The organism is Mucilaginibacter sp. (assembly GCF_964263795.1).
In the GTDB taxonomy this organism is placed as follows: Bacteria; Bacteroidota; Bacteroidia; order Sphingobacteriales; family Sphingobacteriaceae; genus Mucilaginibacter.
In genome coordinates, this window is the sequence record NZ_CAXVWK010000015.1 from 1 (window position 1) to 22,772 (window position 22,772).

19 protein-coding genes and 1 tRNA gene are annotated in these 22,772 nt (G+C 44.6%); 7 read left to right on the forward strand and 13 right to left on the reverse strand.

Features of this window, described 5'->3' with window-relative positions; all coding sequences use genetic code 11:
• Together ACE5CV_RS01270 and ACE5CV_RS01275 are read left to right on the forward strand one after the other, a co-directional pair.
• Positions 1–1,841, forward strand: a 1,841-nt coding sequence (locus tag ACE5CV_RS01270) for a M1 family aminopeptidase (protein ID WP_374948336.1), incomplete at its 5' end; no start/stop codon positions are given.
• A 179-nt stretch (positions 1,842–2,020) separates the two neighbouring features.
• Positions 2,021–2,398 (forward strand): hypothetical protein, encoded by a 378-nt coding sequence (locus tag ACE5CV_RS01275; RefSeq protein WP_374948337.1) that lies wholly within the window; start codon positions 2,021–2,023, stop codon positions 2,396–2,398.
• Here ACE5CV_RS01275 and cdaA read toward each other — a convergent pair.
• On the reverse strand, positions 2,395–3,186 hold the full coding sequence (gene cdaA, locus ACE5CV_RS01280) for a diadenylate cyclase CdaA (RefSeq protein ID WP_374948338.1): 792 nt from the start codon (positions 3,184–3,186) through the stop codon (positions 2,395–2,397). The two genes, ACE5CV_RS01275 and cdaA, sit on opposite strands and share 4 nt — an antisense overlap.
• A gap of 51 nt (positions 3,187–3,237) precedes the next feature.
• Positions 3,238–4,209 carry a polyprenyl synthetase family protein gene (locus tag ACE5CV_RS01285; RefSeq protein WP_374948339.1) on the reverse strand — a complete coding sequence of 324 codons (972 nt, stop codon included), beginning with the start codon at positions 4,207–4,209 and terminating at the stop codon, positions 3,238–3,240.
• A 325-nt stretch (positions 4,210–4,534) separates the two neighbouring features.
• Here ACE5CV_RS01285 and ACE5CV_RS01290 point away from each other — a divergent pair.
• Positions 4,535–4,622: transfer RNA gene (locus tag ACE5CV_RS01290), tRNA-Ser, on the forward strand.
• Between the two features lie 63 nt (positions 4,623–4,685).
• Here ACE5CV_RS01290 and ACE5CV_RS01295 read toward each other — a convergent pair.
• Complete coding sequence (locus ACE5CV_RS01295) at positions 4,686–7,106, reverse strand: TonB-dependent siderophore receptor (RefSeq protein WP_374948340.1); 2,421 nt, start codon at positions 7,104–7,106, stop codon at positions 4,686–4,688.
• Between the two features lie 195 nt (positions 7,107–7,301).
• Complete coding sequence (locus ACE5CV_RS01300) at positions 7,302–8,003, reverse strand: hypothetical protein (protein WP_374948341.1); 702 nt, start codon at positions 8,001–8,003, stop codon at positions 7,302–7,304.
• A gap of 238 nt (positions 8,004–8,241) precedes the next feature.
• On the opposite strand from ACE5CV_RS01300, the gene ACE5CV_RS01305 reads away from it, so the two are divergent.
• The 3 genes from ACE5CV_RS01305 to ACE5CV_RS01315 are packed head-to-tail and all read left to right on the forward strand — an operon-like array spanning position 8,242 to position 9,524.
• Entirely contained in the window at positions 8,242–8,559 is a 318-nt protein-coding gene (locus tag ACE5CV_RS01305) for an ArsR/SmtB family transcription factor (protein WP_374948342.1), read from the forward strand.
• Positions 8,559–9,050, forward strand: a complete 492-nt coding sequence (locus ACE5CV_RS01310; RefSeq protein WP_374948343.1) for an SRPBCC domain-containing protein — start codon at positions 8,559–8,561, stop codon at positions 9,048–9,050. Before ACE5CV_RS01305 ends, ACE5CV_RS01310 begins: the two co-directional genes overlap by 1 nt.
• A gap of 39 nt (positions 9,051–9,089) precedes the next feature.
• Entirely contained in the window at positions 9,090–9,524 is a 435-nt protein-coding gene (locus tag ACE5CV_RS01315) for a VOC family protein (RefSeq protein WP_374948344.1), read from the forward strand.
• Positions 9,525–9,672: 148 nt separating this feature from the next.
• On the opposite strand, the gene ACE5CV_RS01320 is transcribed toward ACE5CV_RS01315, so the two are convergent.
• The 9 genes from ACE5CV_RS01320 to ACE5CV_RS01360 all read right to left on the reverse strand — a co-directional run bounded on the left by ACE5CV_RS01320 (position 9,673) and on the right by ACE5CV_RS01360 (position 20,812).
• On the reverse strand, positions 9,673–10,068 hold the full coding sequence (locus tag ACE5CV_RS01320) for a DoxX family membrane protein (RefSeq protein WP_374948345.1): 396 nt from the start codon (positions 10,066–10,068) through the stop codon (positions 9,673–9,675).
• A gap of 16 nt (positions 10,069–10,084) precedes the next feature.
• On the reverse strand, positions 10,085–10,594 hold the full coding sequence (locus tag ACE5CV_RS01325; RefSeq protein WP_374948346.1) for a transporter: 510 nt from the start codon (positions 10,592–10,594) through the stop codon (positions 10,085–10,087).
• Positions 10,595–10,747: 153 nt separating this feature from the next.
• Positions 10,748–11,146 (reverse strand): heme-binding protein, encoded by a 399-nt coding sequence (locus tag ACE5CV_RS01330; RefSeq protein WP_374948347.1) that lies wholly within the window; start codon positions 11,144–11,146, stop codon positions 10,748–10,750.
• 57 nt (positions 11,147–11,203) lie between these two features.
• Positions 11,204–12,721, reverse strand: coding sequence for a cryptochrome/photolyase family protein (locus ACE5CV_RS01335; RefSeq protein ID WP_374948348.1), 1,518 nt, complete (start codon positions 12,719–12,721; stop codon positions 11,204–11,206).
• 194 nt (positions 12,722–12,915) lie between these two features.
• Complete coding sequence (locus ACE5CV_RS01340; protein WP_374948349.1) at positions 12,916–16,053, reverse strand: efflux RND transporter permease subunit; 3,138 nt, start codon at positions 16,051–16,053, stop codon at positions 12,916–12,918.
• A 116-nt stretch (positions 16,054–16,169) separates the two neighbouring features.
• Positions 16,170–17,264, reverse strand: a complete 1,095-nt coding sequence (locus ACE5CV_RS01345) for an efflux RND transporter periplasmic adaptor subunit (RefSeq protein ID WP_374948350.1) — start codon at positions 17,262–17,264, stop codon at positions 16,170–16,172.
• A gap of 33 nt (positions 17,265–17,297) precedes the next feature.
• Positions 17,298–18,566 carry a TolC family protein gene (locus tag ACE5CV_RS01350; RefSeq protein ID WP_374948351.1) on the reverse strand — a complete coding sequence of 423 codons (1,269 nt, stop codon included), beginning with the start codon at positions 18,564–18,566 and terminating at the stop codon, positions 17,298–17,300.
• 132 nt (positions 18,567–18,698) lie between these two features.
• On the reverse strand, positions 18,699–20,078 hold the full coding sequence (locus ACE5CV_RS01355) for an ATP-binding protein (protein ID WP_374948352.1): 1,380 nt from the start codon (positions 20,076–20,078) through the stop codon (positions 18,699–18,701).
• Positions 20,079–20,134: 56 nt separating this feature from the next.
• On the reverse strand, positions 20,135–20,812 hold the full coding sequence (locus tag ACE5CV_RS01360) for a response regulator transcription factor (RefSeq protein WP_374948353.1): 678 nt from the start codon (positions 20,810–20,812) through the stop codon (positions 20,135–20,137).
• A gap of 158 nt (positions 20,813–20,970) precedes the next feature.
• On the opposite strand from ACE5CV_RS01360, the gene ACE5CV_RS01365 reads away from it, so the two are divergent.
• Positions 20,971–22,266 (forward strand): esterase-like activity of phytase family protein, encoded by a 1,296-nt coding sequence (locus tag ACE5CV_RS01365; RefSeq protein WP_374948354.1) that lies wholly within the window; start codon positions 20,971–20,973, stop codon positions 22,264–22,266.
• Positions 22,267–22,772 lie beyond the last annotated feature (506 nt).

The window sequence follows — 22,772 nt, forward strand, 5'->3', positions numbered from 1 at the left end:
AAATGCTGAGCAGCAAGCCCGCCGGTGCCGGGCTGCATACCGATGTATGGGAAATGACCAAGCCTATACAGGTATATGCTGTCATGTTTGCTGCCGGCAATTTCTCTATCATCAAGGATAGTTGGAACGGCAAAGAAGTAAACTATTATGTAGAGCCGGAATACGCCCCCTACGCAAGCAAAATGTTCCAGCATACGCCGCAAATGATCTCTTATTTCTCTGACATCACCGGCGTGCCTTATCCCTGGAATAAATATGACCAGATAGTGGTGCGCGACTATGTAAGCGGCGCCATGGAGAACACCACCGCATCCCTCTTCGGCGAGTTCATGAACCAGAATGCCCGCGAAATTGCGGACCGTAACTATGAGGACATCGTATCGCATGAGCTCTCCCACCAGTGGTTCGGCGACTATGCCACCTGCGAAAGCTGGAGCAACCTTACGGTAAACGAGTCTTTTGCTGATTTTAGCGAGACGCTTTGGGCCGAGTACAAATATGGCAAAGATGCGGGCGACGCCCACATTTATGACGATATGGTTAATTACCTGAGCCAGCCGGCTGCAAAAACCAAAAACCTGGTTCGTTTTAATTATGCGGACAAAGAGGATATGTTTGACGTAGTTACCTACCAAAAGGGCGGCCGTATTTTATACATGCTACGCAACTACCTGGGTAACGCTGCTTTCTACAAAGGCTTAAACCTTTATCTCACTAAAAACGCGTTCAAAAACGGTGAGGCTCAACAGCTTCGTTTAGCTTTGGAAGAAGCCAGCGGTAAGGACCTGAACTGGTTTTTTAACCAATGGTACTATGGTGCAGGCCACCCGGTATTAAATATAACTTACAATTATGATGCAGCTACCAAAACCCAGGCGGTTTACCTGCAGCAAACACAGGATGGCGATGCCTTTACATTGCCAATGGCTATCGACATTTATACCGGTGGTAAAAAAGTGCGCCATAACGTTTGGATGCGCGATAAGGCAGATACGTTGTATTTTCCTGCTGCTACCAAGCCCGACCTGGTGAATGTGGATGGTGACAAAGTTTTGCTAACCAAAAAAACTGATACTAAAACACTGGATGAATATTCATTCCAGTACTTTAACGCGCCATTATTCCTTGATCGTTTTGAGGCAATAGACGGTGCTAAAGGCAAACAAACAGAAAAGGCCGCGCAAAAGATTATTGTAGCGGCAATGAACGATAAATTTTATCAATTGCGCATCAAAGCTATCAACGCTGCTTTACTTACTAATGATGATGTGCGTAATGCCGCTGTACCGGTGCTGGTTAAACTTGCCCAAACGGATGATAACAACCTGGTACGCGCAGCCGCGATAAACGCGTTAGGTAAATTAAAAGCATCGGGTAATATGAACCTGTTTAAGCAGGCAATAAATAGCCAATCTTATGCTATACAGGCTGCTGCTTTAAACGCTATTGGTCTGCTTAACCCGCAAGAGGGTGTAGCGTTAGCAAAAAATTACCAAAACAACGCCGAGGGCGCACTTAAGCAGGCTGTTTTGGGTGTATATGCTGTTAACGGTACCGATGCCGAATGGCCTTATGTTTTTGGCGAGTTCAAAAAAAATGACATCAATTCGCAATTCCCGCTGATACGCAGGATGACAGATTATGCAGCACGTGTTAAAAACCCAGCTTATGCGCAGGAATTTATCTCAACAATTGGCGCAATAGGTGTGAAATACAAACAATATGGTGTAGCACCAACAATAGCAGAGTTTTTAACTACTATTAAAGACGCACGCACCAAAATGGGCGATACTGCATCTGCAGATGCGGCAGATAAAGCAATCGTTACTTTGAAGAATTAATTTCCAGGATACTTAAAAAAAGCCGCCTTACCGGCGGCTTTTTTTTGAATTTATTTACAGCGCACATGCAATCAATTTGGTTTTGCGAAGCAACGGGTTAAAATTTTTAACACAATTTAACCTTTTTTAACATTCATGTTAAAAGCCGTATTTTGTAACTTAGCATAAACTAAACACTTATGAAGAAGATCCTGTTGTTAATGGCGTTTTGCGTAGCTACGAGTGCTGTACTGGCGCAGCAAATAAAAACATCAGCTGCCGACAGCCTTATTAAAAAAAGCTTCAGCAATAAAATCGATACCAACCTTTTTGAAAATAAGATCTTTAGCCAGATTGGTTCGCAAGCGGGTAACTTCAAATTAAATCATCTGAATAGTTTTCAGGGAAATGTACTGGCAAGTGCCGGTAATACTATCACCTTCTCCAAAGTAGATCATATGCCGATATTGAAAACGGAAGGGAAGTCACAAATGCCGGTATCAACTCCACTTGGTAAATCGCAAATGCCGGTACTTGGCAAACCTGCGGCAGATAGCCCTGTTATAGTAAAACCTTAAAAATCTTTGTTCAGCAATTTCTCCAGTTCGGTGAAGCTGATATCCATTTTTATGCGGCCTTGTTTGGCGTAAGAGATTTCGCCGGTTTCTTCAGACACGATTATCGCGGTAGCATCATTAGCTTCTGTAACACCGATACCGGCCCTGTGCCGTAAACCAAATTGCGCAGGCAAGTCTGATTTTTCGGTAACAGGCAAAATACAGCTTGCCGATTTGATCTTATTTTCAGATATCACTACTGCGCCATCATGCAGCGGGCTGTTCTTCTGGAAAATACTCTCTAACACCCGTTTAGAAATGCGCGCATCCATTACTTCGCAGCTGTTCTGATAAAACTGTTCGTCATAATATTTGGCGAATACAATAAGCGCACCTGTACGGGTTTGTTTCATACTTCGGCACGCATCGATGATGGGCTTGATGCGGGCATAATTATTTTTCTCGGCATCAACCTTGCCAAAGAAATACCGCCACCAGGCCTTGTTGCGCTGCAGCGAAGCATTTTTACCTACTAAAAGCAAAAAGCGCCTGATCTCCTGCTGAAAAACCACAATCACAGCAATGATGCCAACATCGGCAAAGCGTTTAAGAATGCCGGCCAGCAGGGGCATCTGCTTTTCGGGCACAATAAAATACAGGATATAAATAAAGGCGAGTCCGATGAAGATATTAGCGGCGATAGTGCCCCGTATCAGGTTGTATAACTGATAAATAATAATTGCCAGCAGCAGGATATCCAGTACGGCAAAAGGGGTTATTTTAAGGCTGCTAAAATCAAACGATTGCATGTTACGAAGTTAACAAGTTTCCGTAAACATCATTTACCGGGAAGATTACTATTATTTATTTCGCTCGGTGGTAAAGCGTACCAATTGTTCCAGCCCGGTACGGGCTTCACCATCAGGAAAGGTATTAAGTATGCTGAAGGCTGCATCGGTGTAAGTTTTCATTTGAGTATCCGCATACTCAAGTCCGCCTTTTTGCTTAACAAAACTAATGATCTCGGCAATCTTCTTAGAGTCGTCGTTATGGTTCTTCACCAGGTTGATCATTCGCTTCTTCTCACTGCTATCACTGTTATTTAATGCGTAGATAAGCGGCAGGGTAACTTTCTTTTCCTTTATATCTATCCCTAAGGGTTTGCCTACGTCGTCGGTCCCAAAATCAAACATATCGTCCTTGATCTGGAACGCGATGCCTACTTTCTCGCCAAACAGGCGCATTTTTTCAATGGTCTCGTCGTCGGCCCCGGCCGATGCCGCACCACAGGCACAGCACGATGCAATTAACGACGCGGTTTTCTGTCGTATCACCTCATAGTACACCGCTTCGCTAATATCCATCCGGCGCACTTTTTCTATCTGCAACAATTCGCCCTCGCTCATTTGCTTAACCGCCTCCGATACAATCTTCAGCAGCTTGAAATCACCATTGTCAATAGAAAGCAGCAACCCTTTAGATAGCAAATAATCGCCTACTAAAACAGCTATTTTGTTTTTCCATAAAGCGTTGATAGAGAAGAACCCGCGGCGCTGGTAAGAGTTATCTACCACGTCATCATGAACCAGGGTAGCGGTGTGCAACAGTTCGACCAAAGCAGCACCGCGATGCGTACTTTCATTTATACCGCCACATATACTTGCAGAAAAAAACACAAACATCGGGCGGATCTGCTTTCCCTTGCGTTTTACAATATAGTGGGTAATCCGGTCAAGCAAAGGCACAGAACTTTGCATAGAAGCTTTAAACTTCTCTTCAAAAACATCAATTTGTGCAGCAATGGGTCGTTTTATGTCGTTGATGTTCAGCATCTAAACAATGTGCTCTTTTTAAGCAATTACCTACCCGGCAATTCGCAGCAAACATAAGCTAAAATATATATCTGCCCAAACAGCTATTATTTTAAATATGGTTAAACTATAGCGCGTTTTTGCAATCTATTATTACAGTTAGTTTAAATACAGAGTAGTAAGTTTTGAGTTGAGTTTTCGTTTAAAACGGGGCCGGTAAACCGGCCCCGTTTTTTTATTGCCTGTAAAGCTTATATTTTTACCTTTGCGCGGTTAAGTTAAAAGATTAGAAGTTTTGAGAACTCAGCTCTGTTGCAAAAACTTCAACCATTTAACTGATCAACCGGGAGAGGTGTCTGAGTGGTCGAAAGAGCACGCCTGGAAAGTGTGTATACGCCAAAAGTGTATCGAGGGTTCGAATCCCTCCCTCTCCGCAAATTTTTACATCAAATTAAAAAAGCCTGCAATCACTGATTGCAGGCTTTTATTTTATAGTTTTAGAATTTGTAACCTAACGTTGCTGAAAGCATGCGTGGCGCAATTGGGTTTACACTGTAATTTTCATGCACCAGGTAATTAAGTGTATTGCCAATGTTGGAAACCTTGGCCAGCAGTGAGAATTTTTTGATACTGTAGCCTGCCGATATATCAAACGTTGTGTAACCGTTCAAATGTACAGGCACACCACGTGCGGCACCTGTTTTAAGTGTGTTAAAGCCGCTGTTACGGGCGCCCGTGTAATAACCGGAGAATCCCAATTTAAGGCCTTTCAAATCACCCTGATTGAAAGTGTAAAATAAGGTTCCGTTTGCAGTATGTGGCACGCTGCCTACTAAACGCTCACCCTCGTTAATGCCGGTAGGCAAAGTTTTAGTATACCTGATAAAGTTGTAAGCATAACCGGCAAGAAAGTAAACGTTGGCAGATAAATGGCCAGCCAAATCAACTTCGACACCATCACTCGCAGTTTTACCGGTAAACTCTTTTACGTTGGTATCAGAGTTTGGTGTTACCCCATCTTTTTGAAACTGGGCAGTTTGTGCAAAACGGTTGTTCAGTATTTTATAAGCAGTTATGTTAACAGATAACCTGCCGTTTAAAAAGTCATTTTTTACCCCGGCCTCGTATTGATCGATAATTGACGGGCCCATTGGCGAACCGTTAACATCAATTCCGGAGTTAGTTGTAAAGTTATTAGCGTAACTGACATATACCGACGTTGTTTTTAAAGGCTGATAGATCAGGCCCAATTTAGGCGAAAAAGCCTTGTCTACCTTGGCGCCGGGTATTCCGGTAGCCGCCAGCGTAGTTACTTGCGTATCCGAATTATAGGTATTGGCCTTAGGCGTCCGCTGGTAAGTGTAGCGGATTCCGGCTAGCACTTTAAATTTATCTGTCAGGCCAATCAGATCCTGCGCGAATGCACCCATCCGGTATATCGGCGTAAACGTGTTTTGATAAATGCGGGTATACGGGATATCATTACCTGTAGCATATGTTGCCGGATCAAGCAGGTTAAATGACGGGTAACTGAAAGCGGTAGCCGCGTTAACACCATCGCCATACTTAAAGCCGTAGGACGTGGTTCTTGATTGGTCTGCGTCTGCGCCGAATAACAGCGTGTGGCTTATCGATCCTGTGTTTAAACTGCCCGTTAAATTAATTTGCTGGTTATAAGTGTATTCCTTTGAATTAGACCGTGTTAAAGCGCGGGGCGATATCCCGTCGGCCTTAGGCGCCTGCGGGCGTTCGGCGCCAAAGTAATTGCGATTATATGCCTGTAAGGCGGCAATCACATTAAGCTTCCAGTTATCATTAAACTTATGGGTAAGGTTGGCCTGTGCGGTGCTGGTATTAGTTCTGTTATAAGCCCATGAAGCATTTACAAAAGCATTGCGGCCAATGGGAGGTATTTGCCCGGCAACGGTACCTATCCCAAAATCGGGTGTGATGTTACTTTTAAGATAATCGCCCTGCACCAACAAATTGGTTTTCTCACTAATGTTAAATAAAAGCGAAGGGTTGATGTAAAATCGGTCGGTTTTTACCACGTCCCGGTAGCTGTCCGCATTTTCCTTAGTGGTAATTAAACGGAAAGCAATACTTTTAGAGATAGGCCCGTAAACATCAACAATAGGTTTATAAAAATTATAGCTACCCGCACGCATGCTTACTTCACCGCCCCAATTAAACTTTGGTTTTTTAGTAACCAGGTTAACTACAGCACCGCCTGTAACGCCACCATAAAGTAGGGCTGCACTTCCTTTTAAAACCTCAACCGATTCCAGTGTACTGGCCTCAAGTGATCCACCTAAAGATGTACGGGCACCGTTCTTAAATACGTTGTTTGCACCCAGGCTGTATCCCCTGGCATAAAAGGTCTCGTTAGTTGAACCCCGATTTTCGCCTAAGGCTATGCCGTTCACATTTTTGATAACATCTGTAAGGCGATTTATCTGTTGATCTGCAATAACCGTACTATCAATTACCTGTACGCTTTGGGGTATATCCAGCGGCCTTAAACCAGCTTTTCCGGCCTTGATAGGGCGGTTTTGATGATTAGCTCCTTTTACAAGAACCTCATGAAGTTGGGATGCACTTTCTCGCAGGGTAAAATTTTGTGTTGTAACCTTATCTTCATACACAGTAACCTGCTGCTCATCTGTTTGAAGCCCCACATAAGATACCTTTATGGTGTATGTGCCCGGCCTGATGCCATTGATCCTATAGTTTCCATCCTCATCGGTCATGGTTCCTTTATTTGTATTTTTTATACCTACGCTAACAAATGAAGCAGGCTTGTTATCTATCGTTTGAACATGGCCTTTAATACTACCGTGTTTTTCCAGGTCCTCGCTATACGCCCTGGTGAAAGTTGAAAACAGAATAATTAATACGATAAGGTAAGATTTTTTCATGGATGTTTATTTAGACTAATTATAAATTGAGGCAAAGATAGCCAGTCAATTTGCTAAACCAAATATTATTTAGAATAATTCCAAAGAAGACTTGTTCAGGTAAAATAAAGGTAAATTTGACTATTGGCAGGACGCTTTATATAAAAGGAAATCTCCATATCTTTATAACGCCAATTAAATTGACTTGCATGAGTACTACTTTTTAACAAAACCCTTATTGGTAAGATTAAGCTGAAGCAAATTCAAATGATATTGATTTTGAAACATTTTGGCAATGCTGTTTCGGTAGGAAACAACCGTATTGTTTCGCAGCGTTTCCTGTAATCCCAAAGCCAATACTACGGTTTGCAGTTTTAGTTCTTCACTAACCCGGGCTCTGGAAGCCGGCGAACTCATCTTCGCATTCTTACCTATAATTCCTGCTATCTGTCCACGTAACGATCGTTCCATAGTAGAGTTAACCTGATTATCAGATACATTATTCACTATTTGATAACCGACTAAGATGAGACCAGCCAAGGCATCGGCTGCATCATTGTCGTGCAACGCGGATGACTTTAACATTTGAGTATAGAGCGTTCCGTAATCTCCTTTGCCCGGCCCAAATGCCGCACTTACCGCCTCGGCGCCTTTTGGGCTTTGACTTTGAAGGCGCTTGGTAAAACTTTCAACAACCGACTGGCGCAATGCAAGTGTAGACTTATACGGAAAACTACTTTTAACAGAAGTAGACGCCTTGCCCCATGTATTGCCATAGGCTAAATTGCCTGACCAGCCTGCCATTAACGTTGGGTCAAGCGCCATAATTGGAGCGTCTTGCGCCAGGGCTAAGTTAGCGCCGGTAAGGAGCAACACATTAAACAGTGCAGTTGCAACAATAATGATCGACTTTTTCATACAATACGGTTAGTGCGGTAAAAGCTTCAGGGTTATCACTGTATATAATTCCCTGATTTGCAGAAATGTTTTTAAAAATTATGATTACAGTTGCATATTGGACTGAATCATTGATCATATACTTCGAATTAAACCTCTTACTCATAAATTATATTTTTTAAAAAAAGCATTAAATATTTGCGCAACTCAAAAGTTGCATATATATTTGCAACCTAAAGGTTGCGCAAATTAGATCAAGATGAAACCAGATATATTCCAGGCCATAGCAGACCCGACACGAAGGGCTATTTTAACATTGATAGCTATCCAGGCGCTGACACCAAATGCAATGGCCGAAAAATTTGATATGAGCCGACAGGCAGTATCAAAACATATAAAAGTATTGAACGAATGCGAATTGATTAGACCTGAGCAAAGCGGCAGGGAAATCTATTATCACTTTAACGCTAAAAAAATGATAGAATTTGACCACTGGTTAGCCCAATTCAGACAAAACTGGGAAACTCAATTTAACCAACTTGACCATTTACTAACCACAATAAAAGAAGAGAAATAATGAACAAAGATTTGCTTTTTGATTTTAACGTTGACAAGGCAGCGAAAACGGTTTATATAACCAGGGAATTTAATGCAGGACTTTCTTTAGTATGGGATGCCTTTACCAAAGCCGAACTGCTGGACCAATGGGGGGCACCTGCACCAATGCGCGCCAAAACCAAATACATGGATTTTGAAATTGGCGGACGCCGATTTTACGCTATGATAAGTCCGGATGGGCAGGAACGTTGGTCGGTGCAGGAGTTCACTTCCATTACGCCAAAAACCAATTTTAAGATGTACAACGCGTTTGCCGATGAAAACGAAAACCGGGAACTGCCGGGTTCTGATTGGGATTACAACTTTAGCGAGCAAAATGGCATCACAACAGTAAACATTACCGTGTACAATGAATCATTTGAGCGGTTGGAGAAATTATTGGAAGGCTTCAAAATAGGTTTCACCATGACCTTGACAAACCTGGAAAAGCTGTTGTCCTCCTTATCGTAAGAACTAAATAAAAATCACAAACACATTTAAAATAAAGTTATGAGAGCAATTAACACATGGATCAATTTCAATGGAAATGCTGAAGAAGCATTCACCTTTTACAAATCAGTTTTTGGCGGCGATTTTACTAAGATCATCCGTTTTAAAGAATTGGCAAGCGCGGAATTTCAAGTGCCAGAAAAGGAAGAAAATAAGGTAATGACCATTGCCTTACCTATTGGTAAACACAATGTCTTGATGGCCAACGATGTTCCGGAATTTATGGGGCGTGTAAATGAGAATGAAAACAGGTCAAAAATAGTCGTAGCTACCGAAAGCCGTGAAGAAGCAGATAACATTTTTAACGGTTTATCGGCAGGTGGAGAAATCGAAGGGCCAATTGGCGAAGGTCCGTGGGGTACTTATGCCGGAATGTTCAGAGACAAATACGGCATTGAATGGATTGTAGAGTTTGATCCAAACTTCAACGGATAATTTCAGCAAAAAAACCAGCTTACATAAGTCGAAATTATTTGAATCTCGCCTTATCAATTTCAATTAAACCCTGCTTAGCAGGGTTTTTTAGATAATAATAGAGTTATAACGAGCGAACAAATAACAATATCTGATCATCTGCTATTGGTTACTCCCCTACTGCAATTTTAGTAAATACGCCTTGATAGTATTTACGGTACCCATAGCCTAACAGCAGGTTAGGCATTAGTAAAAATACGCCCATCAACCAGCCAGAAGGGACGAGCAAAGTATGAAACAAAAATACATTAAGGCTGATAGGAAATAGTACCACCGCCGAAAACGGCGCATACCGGTTAACCAGCAGCGATAAGCCCCCAATCACCTGGATAGCTTTTTGCATCGGGTAAAAATAGCCTGCTGCATACAGCCCGGCCTTAAACACCCCAGCTGCACCTTCGTGCAACGGCGGCTGGTAAGGTATAAAGTGAAAAAAATAGTCAAGGCCAAATACCAGGTATAAAAGACCAAGCAGCAAACGGGATATCAGAACGGTTATTTTCAATTTGTTGAAGTTACAATTACCAACCAAAACGGTACGCAACGCGGATCACTGCCTCACGCATGCGGTTTTTACCCCAACGCTCGTAACGGAAACCCAGGTCGAGCCCGTTGTTGCCTTTGATAGGCAGCAGATAGCCTACGCCAAAATCATAGGCAAATGACGACTGCTTTTCGTAATTAAGCTGCTGCACGGTACCTGCATGGCCATTTGCATAAATGTTAGAGTCCCAAAAAAAGGTGACACCAGCCTTTACCGGTACAAATACGTTAGCGCCCTGAGTGAATTGATCCGCATTTTTAAAAAAGAACCTGTTGTAACCGGCGGTGCCGTCTATTGCAAACTCATCGCCAAGCGGCCACTCAATACGACCGGATACACCATAGCCGGTCTTGTATATTCCTTTGGTGGTTATATTCAGCTCCGGGCCAAAGCTAATGGCCTTACTGCCGAAAGCGTCGGTTTCATCACGTTGAGCAAAAACATTTAAAGAGCACAGCACCAGCGCTAAGAGTACAAGTTTTTTCATTTTTAATCAGTTATTATTAGTAGGGGGTTTGTTGCGCCATTATTTTCTAATTGAATAACGACCCCTAAAAATATAACCAAAATATGGAATGCCGAAATTTTATAAACACAAAGCCCCCGGCGTTTTGCACTGGGGGCTTTTCAATTTTTTGTATTACAAAGCTTCTGCTCCTGCAGAAGCTACCTCATGATCCTGATCGACAGAACCGCCGGATACACCAATCGCACCCACAATTTTGCCGTCGCCATCTTTTAAAACTACACCGCCCGGGAATGATATCAGCCCGCCGTTAGAATGCTCAATGTTGTATAAAGGGCCGCCGGGCTGCGATAACTTACCGATTTCGCCACTGTTCATATCAAAATAGCGGGCGGTTTTCGCTTTTCTGATCGCGATATCTATTGATCCTAACCAGGCGTTATCCATGCGGTGAAATGATACCAGGTTTGCACCTTCATCTACAATTGCAATATTCATCGGTACGCCAATGGCGTTTGCTTTTTCTTTTGCTGCCTGCGACAGTTTTTCTGCCTGCTCTAATGTAACGCTCATAAATTTTTATTTGGTTTATGATGTTAACAGGCTTGCGGCAGAGATGTTTTCGGATTGTTACACGCCCGCAACCTGCTTATCAAGTTCCTGCAAAAAGTTATTGGCAATTTGCAGGTGCTTATCACGCTTAGCGGCATCCATTTTATCGAAGGTTTTTACCAGCATGCCCAGGCGCGGGTTTTGCAGAAAAAAGTTGCGGTGCACATGCATAAAGCGCCAAAACAGGCCATCCCAAACTTCTTGCCACGGGCCTTTGGGCCAGTTACCCAATTTCATAAGATAGTTGCTACCGCTGATGTAGGGCTTGGTCATCATTAACCCACCATCGGCAAACTGGGTCATGCCGTAAGTGTTAGGCACCATCACCCAATCGTACGCGTCAATATACATCTCCATAAACCACTCGTAAACCTGGTGAGGATCGAATTCGCAGAGCAGCATAAAATTGCCCATAACCATCAGCCGTTCAATATGGTGACTATAGCCGGTATGCAGTACTTTTTTGATAACGGTATCTACCGGTACAATTCCGGTTTCGCCCTTCCAGAATGTACAGGGGATTTTCCGGGTAAAGCCCCAATAATTTTTGGTGCGCTGCTTTACGCTTTCGCGCCCGTAAACCGCGTGGATAAATTCTCGCCAGCCCATTACCTGCCTTATAAACCCTTCTACCGAATTAAGCGGCACATCGTTTTCTGAAGCGTAGGCAAGTGCCGCATCAATTATCTGCTGCGGGTTAAGCAGGCCGATGTTGAGCATAGGCGTAAGCACCGAGTGGTACAAAAAATGTTCGCTGCTTACCATTGCATCCTCATAAATACCAAAGTGCTGAAAGCGCTGCGTTAAAAAACTGTTCAGCCATTGCTCCGCGTCCCGGTGATTAACCGGGTAAAAGCCACCCAGGTTACCAAACGGCGATGCCGTACTGCCGTAATTATCCGGGTAATGCTTATCTACCCATAGGGCTGCTTCGGTCACATACGGGTTATTAGCAGGCACATCCAGCACGGGCACCACGCCGTTTTTAGGGAATCTTAACCGGTTCTCGCTATCATAAGTCCACTTGCCGCCAATAGGTTTGCTTCCCTCCTCCAGCAGTATACTGCGCTGTTTACGCTGCTGGATGTAAAAATCAGTTTGGAAATAAGTTTTTTTACCGTCAAAATAAGCGTCGGCTTCTGCGGGACTATTGAGCCAGTTTGGGCTGCGGTAACCGGCCAACTCAACGTTACCTGCGGCACAAGCTTTTACAAGCCGGCGCTGAAGCCAATCGTCCGCCACATGCGCGTAATGGATATTTTTAATTCCTTGTGATGCCAGATGAGGCACCAGCTTGCGGATATCGCAGAGCGGCTGTGTCGCCTCAATATAGCGCACATCAATCCCTTGCTCCCTTAAATAATCGGCATAACCCTGCATGGATGCACGGTGCAGCAGCAGTTTCTTTTTATGGAAGGTATAGAAGTTAAAAAACAGGGTTTCTTCGATCAAATAAACCGACCGCGATGGTTTTACTGCCGGGTGGTGCTCAAATAACTGATGTGGAAATATAACGGTAACGCTGCCTGCATCCATGCAATGGCAACAGGTTCGGGTTAAATGTTGTTTTAGGTTGATGTAGTTCTAAGGGAGAACTGATGACAGCAGATGCTTTATGTTGTTCATTAAAAACCCAATTTGATAATCCCTGCTAATAAAAAAAGGGAGGTGCCGTAAAACGACACACTCCCTTTTCACCGTCGTGCACACTAAAACACGCGGCGCTGTCTTTAGGCGTTTATGGCGCCTATATTCTTTAATATTTTGCGGTTCTCGCGTTTGTGTATAAAGCGGTACACAATAGCATAGATCACCGGAAGTATCAGCAGCGTTAATATGGTTGATGTTACCAAACCGCCAATTACCACAATGGCAAGTGGTTTCTGTGTCTCAGAACCGATACCGGTAGAGATCGCTGCCGGCATTAAACCGATAGCTGCCATCAGCGCGGTCATAACTACCGGGCGCACACGTGATATCACGCCCGTCAGGATGGCGTCATCCAGGTGCTTGCCTTCTTCCAGGTTCTTGCGGAACACAGATATCAGGATAACACCGTTTTGTATACAAACCCCAAACAGTGCGATAAATCCGATCCCTGCCGATATACTGAAATTGATCCCGGTAATGTGCAGCGCAAGGATACCACCTATCAGCGCAAAAGGTACGTTCATGATAACCAGCAAGGCATCCTTAGCGTTACCAAACATCATGTACAGGATCAGGAAGATCACCAGCAGGCAGATAGGTACTACGTGCGATAAGGTTTTAGATGCCCGGATCTGATTCTCAAACTCGCCGTTCCAGGTAAAGGCGTAACCATGGTCAAGCTTTACTGCTGCATTAACCTTTTGCTGCGCTTCGGCAATGGTACTGCCCAGATCGCGTCCACGCACCGAGAATTTAACTGCTATATAACGCGTATTATTATCCCTGAAAATAAACGCCGGACCGGTCAGTTCTTTGATCGTAGAGATCTCCTGGATAGAGATCTTTGAGCCGTTCAGCGTTGGCACCATCAGGTTTTTGATCTTTTCCTGCGTATCGCGGTATTGTTTCTGGTAACGTATCCGGATGTCAAATTTACGCTCGCCCTCGTACAGTTGCGTTGCCGCCTTACCGCCAATGGCCATTTCAATAACCGAGTTAGCATCAGCTGTTGATACGCCGTACAATGCCATCTTACGCTGATCAAGTTCTATTCTGAATTCGGGCTGGCCCAGGTTACGCAGTACGCCCAGGTCATCCACCCCTTTAATATCTTTCAGCACTTTCATTACCGCATCGGCTTTTTTGTCCAGCTCATTAAAGTCGGGGCCGAAGATCTTTACGGCCATACTGGCATTTACACCGGCAACAGCTTCATCCACGTTATCACGTATAGGCTGCGAGTAGTTGAATACAATACCCGGCAGCTTGCGCAGCTGTGTATCCATCTGGTCTATCAGTTCTTCTTCGCTCAGCCCGCTTGGCCAGTCTTTTTTATTTTTCAGATCCACCTGGATCTGCACGTTAAAGAAACCCTTAGGGTCGGTACCATCATTGGTACGGCCCACCTGTGCCAGCGTTTGCTTCACTTCGGGGAATTTCTCCAGTATCTGCATCATCTTTTGGTTAATGCCTTCGGCTTGGTGCAAGCTTACGCTCATTGGCAACTCGGCCTCTACCCACAATGCGCCCTCATTCAGATCAGGCAGGAACTCAGTACCTAAAAACCTGGCAGACAAAAATGTAAGCGCCATAAAGCTGAACGCCACTATCAAACTCAACTTTTGATTTTTATAAGTAAAGTTGAACATCTTGTGGATGCCATTCTCAAAAAAGATAACAATAGGGTTATGCTTCTCTTTAACATTTTTGCGCAGCAGTATGCTGGATAGCGCAGGCACCAGTGTAAGGGTAAACAGCAATGCACCCAGCAAGGCAAACCCTAAAGTATAAGCCAGCGGCGAAAACATTTTACCCTCTACCTTCTGAAAAGCGAAAATGGGGATCAGACAGGTGATGATGATCAGCTTGGAGAAGAATATGGCCTTACCCATTTCGGCACCTACGTTTTTGAACAGTCCCAGTTTGGCCAGCCCGTTAAACTTTTGCATGCCTACTTCCTTGGCCTTATGGTCGAGCGCGACAAATATCCCCTCTACCATTACCACGGCACCATCTATAATGATACCAAAATCTACCGCCCCCATCGATAACAGGTTAGCTGTCATACCTTTAATACGCATACAAATAAAGGCAAACAGTAACGCCAGCGGTATGATTATGGCAACCGTTAGGGTGGTTCGCCAGTCGGCCATGAACAGGAACACGATCACCGTTACCAGGATAATACCTTCTAACAGGTTATGGATAACCGTTTCGGTACAAAAATCCATCAGGTTGGTACGGTCGTAAAAGGTATCTATCTTAACATCCCTCGGCAGGATATTATCGTTAAGATCGGCCACCTTATCGCGAATTTTCTGGAGCACCTCGGCAGGGTTTTCGCCCTTGCGCATCACTATAATACCTTCTATAACATCCTGCTGCCTGTCCCTGCTTACCTGGCCCAAACGTGGCAGGCCGCTCTCTTTTATCTCTGCAACATTACGCGCCAGTATGGGTACGTTGTTTACATTTTTAATAATGATGTTCTCTATCTCGCTGATGTTATTGATCAGCCCGATACCACGTACCACAAAGGCCTGGTCATTCTTTTCAATCACATCGCCGCCTACGTTAATGTTACTGCGGTTTATGGCGTTAAATACATCAAGTGAGGTAAGATTATACTTGCGCAGCAGCAAAGGGTTCACACTTACTTCGTAAGTTTTTTCTTCACCGCCAAAGCTATTCACATCGGCAACGCCCGGTATGGCTTTAAACTGGCGGTCAAGTATCCAATCCTGTATAGCGGTAAGCTCATGGATGGATTTGGTTTTGCTTTTAAGCGTATAACGGTAAATTTCGCCGGTGGGGCCGTAAGGGGGTTCAACCTCTGGCTTAACACCATCCGGCAAATCTGCATTGCCCAGGCGGCTAAGTACCTGCTGGCGTGCAAAGGCATCATCTACGTCATCATCAAAAATAATGCGGACATACGACAAACCGAATGCTGACGTGGTGCGCAGGTTAGCTTTCTTTTGCACCGAGTTAAGCACCGTTTCCATGGGGATGGTGATCATTTTTTCCACCTCTTCCGCACTGCGGCCGGGCCATTGCGCTATAATGATAATTTGCGTATTGGTAACGTCCGGAAACGTCTCTATAGGGGTATTCAAGTAGCTCCAGACGCCCAATACAGCTAGCACCGCAGTCATAAAGAACACCATCGCCCGGTGCCGTAGCGAAAAGTGTATGATATTTTTAATTAGCTTATTCATCAGAATAAATAGTGATTTAATGAAATATTGACCTTGTGATTCTCCTATCCGCTCCTGTCAATCCACTGTGGATCAACCGAACCGATAAGCCAATGCTTAAACTGCAGATTTAGAAATTACTCTTCTGTCAGCGCGTTGTACAGCAGCAACTGGCTCTTTGAGATCACCTTGTCGCCGGGCTTTAAGCCCGATGATATATAAGTAATGTCATCTAACGTTTTTATGACGCTTACCTCGCGCACCTGCAAATTGCATTTGCTGTTGTACACCACCACAAAGTTTTTGCTGCTATCGAATATTACCGCCGATGACGGGATAGCTACCGAGCTTGATGCTTCCTGATTGGTGATCATTACATTGGTAAACATCTCGGGCTTTAACAGCATATCGTTATTTGCTAGCGCAATACGCACCTTCATAACTTTGTTGTCCGGGTCAAGCACCGAACTGATCTCATCTACCTTACCGTTAAAAACCTTATCCGGATAAGCCAGTGTCGTGATTTTAGCATCGTATCCTTTTTTGATCTTGGCGATATCTGTTTCGAAAACATTAGCCCAGATCCAAACATCCTTCATATTAGAAATAGTAAACAGGCTGCTGCTGTTATCCGGGCGGATAAAATTACCGGCAGTGATATTTTTTTCAACTATGTAGCCATCATTAGGCGCTTTGATAATAAGCGAACCGCTGGCGTTGGTATTACCGCCGCCGTTTATAGCAATCTGATCGCGCACCTTGCTGTTCGCAGCCACCGCTTTGTTATAATTCTCTTTAGCCTCGGTATAATCGCGCTCGCTTGAGATGCCGTTTTTGTATAAGTATTCGGCTTGCTCTAACTGGCGTTTGTTTATGGCCAGGTCGGCTTTGGTCGATGTCAGGTCAGTATAGGTGCCGGCAACATCTGCACTGCGGATAATCGCCAGTGTTTGACCTTTGGTTACCTTATCGCCCAATGTTACCTTAACTTCGGTTACCTGGCCGCTGGTAAATGGAAATACCTTTACTACTTTGTTTTCGTCGAACGATACCTCGCCGGATAACGAAAGCTCATCTTTCATCGGCGTAGTTTTGGCCGTATCTATCTTGATCATTTTCGACAGCGAATCGCTGACGCAAACCTGTTTGGTTTCCATAGTGCCTGTCTTTTTTTCCTGGCACGATGCAAGGCCGGTAAAAGCTATTGCGATATATAATAATTCCTTTTTCATTTTATTTATAGTGTGCTGATTTGGTACTTGTAATTATAATGGAGATACTACTGTTGTGCCTACCGCAAAATTCAGATCGGCAATGGCCTTTTGCAGGTTAAGCTGCTGCTGTAAAATTTTCAGTTTGGTTTCGCGGTACGAGTCAAAAAAGTCAACAAACTCCGGCAGGCTTACCTGTTTCATTTGAAAGCTTTTTTGCATGCTGCGGAAAAGCTGATCGTATTTATTTGCAAAATCTGTCTGGTCAGTATTCAGCATCTGCTGGCTCAGCCGGTATTGGTCAACTGCCGAGTAAACATCATTGGTAAGCTGCACCTCGTTGCTTTTTACAGCATACTCCTGGCTTTGCGCTACCAGTTTGGCATTTTTAATATTACCCTGGTTGCGGTTAAATAAAGGCAGCGGCAGGCTTATTTGCAGGCCTACGTAGTTATTAGCATAGCTGCTGTGCTGGTCAAAGGCACTACCGATAGTAACATCGGGCACGGCCATCGCTTTTTGCAGGGCAATGGAATGTACATTCTGATCTAACAGATACTTGTTGGCCAGATAATCACCACGTGATGCCTTGGCCTGCTGTGCAAGGGCCGCGGCATCCAGTGGTGCATCAACATTGTTGAACGTTATTAGCGGGGCAATAAATTGGGTCTGGCTGGTGGCAAGCAATGTTTTTAACTCGGCTTGCAAATCATTTATCTGGCGATCTATCTCCACCAGGTCGTTCTTTAAACCAAAGTTGAGTGCCTTGAGCCGTATCACATCCTTAAGCGAGTTGTTACCTACCTCGTAAGATTTTTGGATGGCGTTAACCATATTGGTTGATGATGCTATCTCGAGCTGGTAAACTTTGCGCTGCTCTATCAGGTTGGCCAGCTGCGAAAAATCAAGCAGCAGGTTATAATGCAGGTTGCGCAGCAGATCATTGAACTGTGCCTGCTGGATGTTTACGCCATCATTAGCAATCTGGATTTGTTTACCGCGCTTGCCGGCTGTTTTTATCAGCTGACTGATCTGTACGAAAACCTGCCCGTTACCATTGCTGTGGTCGAAGAACTTTTTATTGGCATCAGTGATATTTTGATCAGTGCTGATAATAGGGTTATCCCAAAGCTTAGCCTGCTGGATGAGCGCTTTAGAAGCGTCGACATTATATTTGGATGCCAGTAAATCAAGGTTTTTATCCAGGAACGCCTTCTCGGCATCTTTAAAGCTGATTTGAAGCGTATCGGTTTGTGCATACGCGCCCTGTGCCGCCAATACAATTGCGAAAAGGGCTATAAAACGAATATATCTGCTGAACATGGGTACAATAGAATTTTGATATAACAAAACTATTGTAGCCGAATTAGAGACACATTAAAGGTGTATTAGAATAGCATTAGAAATGAGCGTGCGCTTTGATTATTTGGAACGCAGTAATATCACATCGCAAATTTAAACCTTCTCCAAAAAGCTTCCCTTCACAAACTCCACCACGAAGGTGCTGCCTTTGCCGGGTTCGGATATCACTTCGATAGTGCCTTTAAACAGTTCGATGATCTTACTGGTAATGTACAGGCCTATGCCGCTCCCGGCGATGGTTTTATCACGGTTAACGCGGTAAAACGGCCGGAAGATCTTCTCCGCATCGTTTGCGCTAATGCCGGGGCCTTCATCTGCAACGGAAATTCTGATATGGGTACTGGTAGCCTCAAAGTTGAGCACAACCGGATGCGGTGCCGAGTACTTAAAGGCATTATCAATCAAATTATTCAGGGCGATGTAGAGCATCGATTTATGCGCCGGGATGGTTAGCAGCTCTTCATCTTCGGGCAGGTTAGCCAGCTGGATGCGGAGCATACCAGGGCCTTTTTTATTGGTCCAGTACTCTTCCAGTTCCCATATCAGTTCATCAACTCTAACGGGGCTTAATATGGCCTGGGTGTAGTGCAGGTCTACCTGTGCCAGCTCCATCAGGCTGGTAATGGTTTCCTGCAGGCGCGCCCCATCATTGGCAATAGATCGCAGCACGCGCTCGTATTCGTCACGGTCACGGTTTTTGTCGAGCGCAACTTCAACCTCGCCCATAATACTGGTTAAAGGCGTGCGCAGCTCATGCGATGCATTGGCCACAAAGGTTTGCTGCAGCTCAAAAGCGTTTTGCAAGTGGGCCAGCAACTGGTTAAAATTGTCTATCAGCTGATAGATCTCGTCCTTACTTTTTACCTGCCCCACCCTGAGATGCAGGTTGCTCGAACGGATATTCCTGATCTCGGCAATGATCTTATCTACCGGCGAGAGCGCCTTTTGGGCAAACATGCGCCCGGCAAAGAACAGCCCGGTACCAAAAATAATAAACAGTATGCCCGTTATTTTGCCCAGCATGATCAGCCGCCGCGAGGAGTTTACATCTACCGCCGAAGCAAGGATCACAAAGTTGCCCTGGTTATCCTTGTATGATTTGCCCACCACCTTGCGGTTACCTTCCTCGTACTCCAGGTAGCCTTCCTTACGTACCTGGTTAATGATCTCCTGTGTCCAGTAGATGTTGTGCTTCATATCAAAAGCCGACAGGTTATTATCATCATAAATACGGATCACTTCATCGGGCAGCTTCTCCAGGTATTTCTGCTGAATCTGGATCATTGAATCGGCAGCAAGCTCATCGGCCTTCAGGTAAAGTTTCGATGCCAGGTTGGTTCTATCTGTTAAGCGGTTATAAAAATCGGCGGTAAAAAAAGAAAATACGGCAATGTACACCGCCACCAAAACCAGCAGCAACGCCCCCGAGCTGATCAGCGTAAAGTAAAGCGAAAGGCGGGTTTTTATTTTCATATTTACTGCAAGCCCTATTGTATCGGCACCACAAAGGGTATCGGGTAGGGGCTTTTTTAATCCTTTAAAATATAACCCATCCCGATAACGGTATGGATGAGCTTTTTATCGAACCCTTTTTGAATTTTGTTGCGCAGGTAGTTCACGTACACATCAACCATGTTGGTGCCGGTATCAAAGTTTATACCCCACACCTTTTCCATAATATACTCGCGCGATAGCAGCTTGGCCGGGTTTTTAATGAACAGCTCCAGCAGGCTGTATTCCTTTGCCGTAAGGGCAATCTGTTTACCCTCGCGCTCGGCGGTTTTGTCCCAGGTGTTCAGTTTTAACCCGCCAAAGCTCAGGATGTGGCTGTCGCCGTCTGCCAGTTTTTTGCGGCGCATTAAGGCCTCTATCCGGGCAAGCAGCTCATTAAAGTGAAAAGGCTTTACCAGGTAATCGTCAGAGCCGGAGTGCAGGCCGTTCACCTTATCGTCGATAGTGCCCAGGGCGCTCAGCATTAGCACAGGCAATTGCGGCTGGTGTTTACGCACCTGGCGGCACAGCTCAATACCATTCATACCGGGCAGCATCACATCCATTATCACCAGGTTATAATCCTTCTGCAAGATCATCTCCAGCGCGGCTTCGGCATTATCGGCCACATCCACATGGTAATCATGTTCATTAAGGCCCTTCTTAATAAACGATGATACTTTATCTTCATCCTCAACCAGGCAAATATTATCCATATCGGCAAAATAGGTTTATATAACGCGATGGTAAAGTTAGGGTTTATCGCGCTAAGGTTAGTACAGGTAGAAACGCCGTTTGTTAACAAGTTGTTTTTGAGTTAACACAGGGTTTATACTGCTTGCTTTCATTTGCTAATTAAACTATTAAAATTTATATGAAAAGATCTTTACTAAGTATCCTTGCCGTTGCGGCCATTAGTTTTACCGCCTGTAAAAAAAGTTCGCCTGTTATAGTTGATAACGTTACCTACCCGGATATGGCCGAAGCCAGCGATCCTGCCCTGCTTTTTACTACCACAACCGGTGTGAACGTTTATAACGGTGGTTTTGGATCGGCCATTGCAGCCGACCCTAAAGACCCGAATGTATTTTACTTAATGACAGACCGCGGGCCTAATGTTGCGGGCACTGCTCCTAACACGATCATACTGGGCAAGCAGGATTTTACCCCTGCCATTGGCAAGTTCCGTTTAAAAGATGGCAAGCTGGTGCTGGAGCAAACCATACCATTTAAAAACGCGGCCGGCGTATTATTGAACGGCCTGCCGAATCCGGACGGGCAAGGCTCTACAGGCGAAATTCCGTTAGACCTTAACCTTAAAGTATTACCTACCAGTGCAGATGGTATCGACTCTGAAGGCCTGGTACTGGCGTCTGACGGCACATTTTGGGTAAGCGACGAATACGGGCCACACATTGTACACTTTGATGCCACAGGCAAAACTATCGAGCGCATTAACCCATTTGGTAGTGGTACAGGCGGCCGCAAATTGCCGTTGGTATTTGCCAAACGCCGCGCCAACCGCGGTATGGAAGGCCTAACCATTACACCGGATGGTAAAACACTGGTAGGTTTAATGCAATCGCCAATGTACAACCCATCGTCGTCGGCAATCTCCGGCTCTACGGTGTTGCGCATCCTTACCTTTGATATTGCCAGCGGTGCAACCAAACAATACGCTTACGTAATGGACAATGCAACCCTTACCGGTTGCAGCGAGATCACGGCCATAACAGCTACCACCTTCCTGACCATTGAGCGCGACGGTTTATACGGTGGTAACACTACCAACCCGGCTGCTTTCAAAAAGATCTTTAAGATAGATATTAGTAACGCTACCGATATTTCTGACGCTGCCAACACTGCCAATGGTAAATTATTCGGCGGTAAAACAGTTGAGGAGTTGAAAGATGCCGCCGGCTTAACCACCGCAGGTATCACCCCGGTAACTAAAACTTTGGTGTTAGACCTGTTGAAAGACCTGCCAACCGTTTACCCGCATGATAAAGCCGAAGGGATTACCCTGCTGAAAGGCAACATCCTGGTAATTTCTAACGATGATGATTTTGGTGTGGTTGATAACGGCGCCAGCGGCTTTGCTCAAAAGATATTGCCGTTAACCAAATCGGTAGACCGTAACCGCATCTACTTCAAAAAGATCAACCTATAAGCACCTAATTGATCCATATATAAATGCCGAGCCGCCCGCCTTACAGCGGGCGGCTTTTTTGCTGCCGATAAGGCCCAAAAAAGTGTACAACTATTAACAAAGGTTTACACTTTTTCAGTCAAAAACGGGTTAAAATATTGACCAACAGTTACTTGTGAAAACAGTGGGTTAACACTCCTTTTAGGAATATTGGGTTTGTTGAACATTGTCTTGCGATGCGCCGGGAGGCGAGAGTTATCTTGTTTTAGGAAAGACGGCTATACTTCCTGCCATGGTCAAGTGGGAAGTTTCATGAGGTATAAGTTTAAGTTACGTTGCGCTTTACTTGGACCGATTAGTTAGTACCTGTGTCATCAGTTAAGAATAATCTAAGTAGTCCTATTAATTTCAAATTCTATATTAAGGTAAAATCTTAAGGTGCTTTCTGATTTTATTCTGATAAACTGTAGTTCTGAATCGGTGAATTTTGGTTTTATTGCATGTGTACCCCCTTGATATAAGCCAAT

What these genes read in the sequence shown, in the direction of transcription:
- ACE5CV_RS01275 (WP_374948337.1), top strand. Translation starts at nt 2,021, where the DNA reads ATGAAGAAGATCCTGTTGTTAATGGCGTTTTGCGTAGCTACGAGTGCT.
- cdaA (WP_374948338.1), bottom strand. Translation starts at nt 3,186, where the DNA reads ATGCAATCGTTTGATTTTAGCAGCCTTAAAATAACCCCTTTTGCCGTA.
- ACE5CV_RS01285 (WP_374948339.1), bottom strand. Translation starts at nt 4,209, where the DNA reads ATGCTGAACATCAACGACATAAAACGACCCATTGCTGCACAAATTGAT.
- ACE5CV_RS01295 (WP_374948340.1), bottom strand. Translation starts at nt 7,106, where the DNA reads ATGAAAAAATCTTACCTTATCGTATTAATTATTCTGTTTTCAACTTTC.
- ACE5CV_RS01300 (WP_374948341.1), bottom strand. Translation starts at nt 8,003, where the DNA reads ATGAAAAAGTCGATCATTATTGTTGCAACTGCACTGTTTAATGTGTTG.
- ACE5CV_RS01305 (WP_374948342.1), top strand. Translation starts at nt 8,242, where the DNA reads ATGAAACCAGATATATTCCAGGCCATAGCAGACCCGACACGAAGGGCT.
- ACE5CV_RS01310 (WP_374948343.1), top strand. Translation starts at nt 8,559, where the DNA reads ATGAACAAAGATTTGCTTTTTGATTTTAACGTTGACAAGGCAGCGAAA.
- ACE5CV_RS01315 (WP_374948344.1), top strand. Translation starts at nt 9,090, where the DNA reads ATGAGAGCAATTAACACATGGATCAATTTCAATGGAAATGCTGAAGAA.
- ACE5CV_RS01325 (WP_374948346.1), bottom strand. Translation starts at nt 10,594, where the DNA reads ATGAAAAAACTTGTACTCTTAGCGCTGGTGCTGTGCTCTTTAAATGTT.
- ACE5CV_RS01330 (WP_374948347.1), bottom strand. Translation starts at nt 11,146, where the DNA reads ATGAGCGTTACATTAGAGCAGGCAGAAAAACTGTCGCAGGCAGCAAAA.
- ACE5CV_RS01335 (WP_374948348.1), bottom strand. Translation starts at nt 12,721, where the DNA reads ATGGATGCAGGCAGCGTTACCGTTATATTTCCACATCAGTTATTTGAG.
- ACE5CV_RS01340 (WP_374948349.1), bottom strand. Translation starts at nt 16,053, where the DNA reads ATGAATAAGCTAATTAAAAATATCATACACTTTTCGCTACGGCACCGG.
- ACE5CV_RS01345 (WP_374948350.1), bottom strand. Translation starts at nt 17,264, where the DNA reads ATGAAAAAGGAATTATTATATATCGCAATAGCTTTTACCGGCCTTGCA.
- ACE5CV_RS01350 (WP_374948351.1), bottom strand. Translation starts at nt 18,566, where the DNA reads ATGTTCAGCAGATATATTCGTTTTATAGCCCTTTTCGCAATTGTATTG.
- ACE5CV_RS01355 (WP_374948352.1), bottom strand. Translation starts at nt 20,078, where the DNA reads ATGAAAATAAAAACCCGCCTTTCGCTTTACTTTACGCTGATCAGCTCG.
- ACE5CV_RS01360 (WP_374948353.1), bottom strand. Translation starts at nt 20,812, where the DNA reads ATGGATAATATTTGCCTGGTTGAGGATGAAGATAAAGTATCATCGTTT.
- ACE5CV_RS01365 (WP_374948354.1), top strand. Translation starts at nt 20,971, where the DNA reads ATGAAAAGATCTTTACTAAGTATCCTTGCCGTTGCGGCCATTAGTTTT.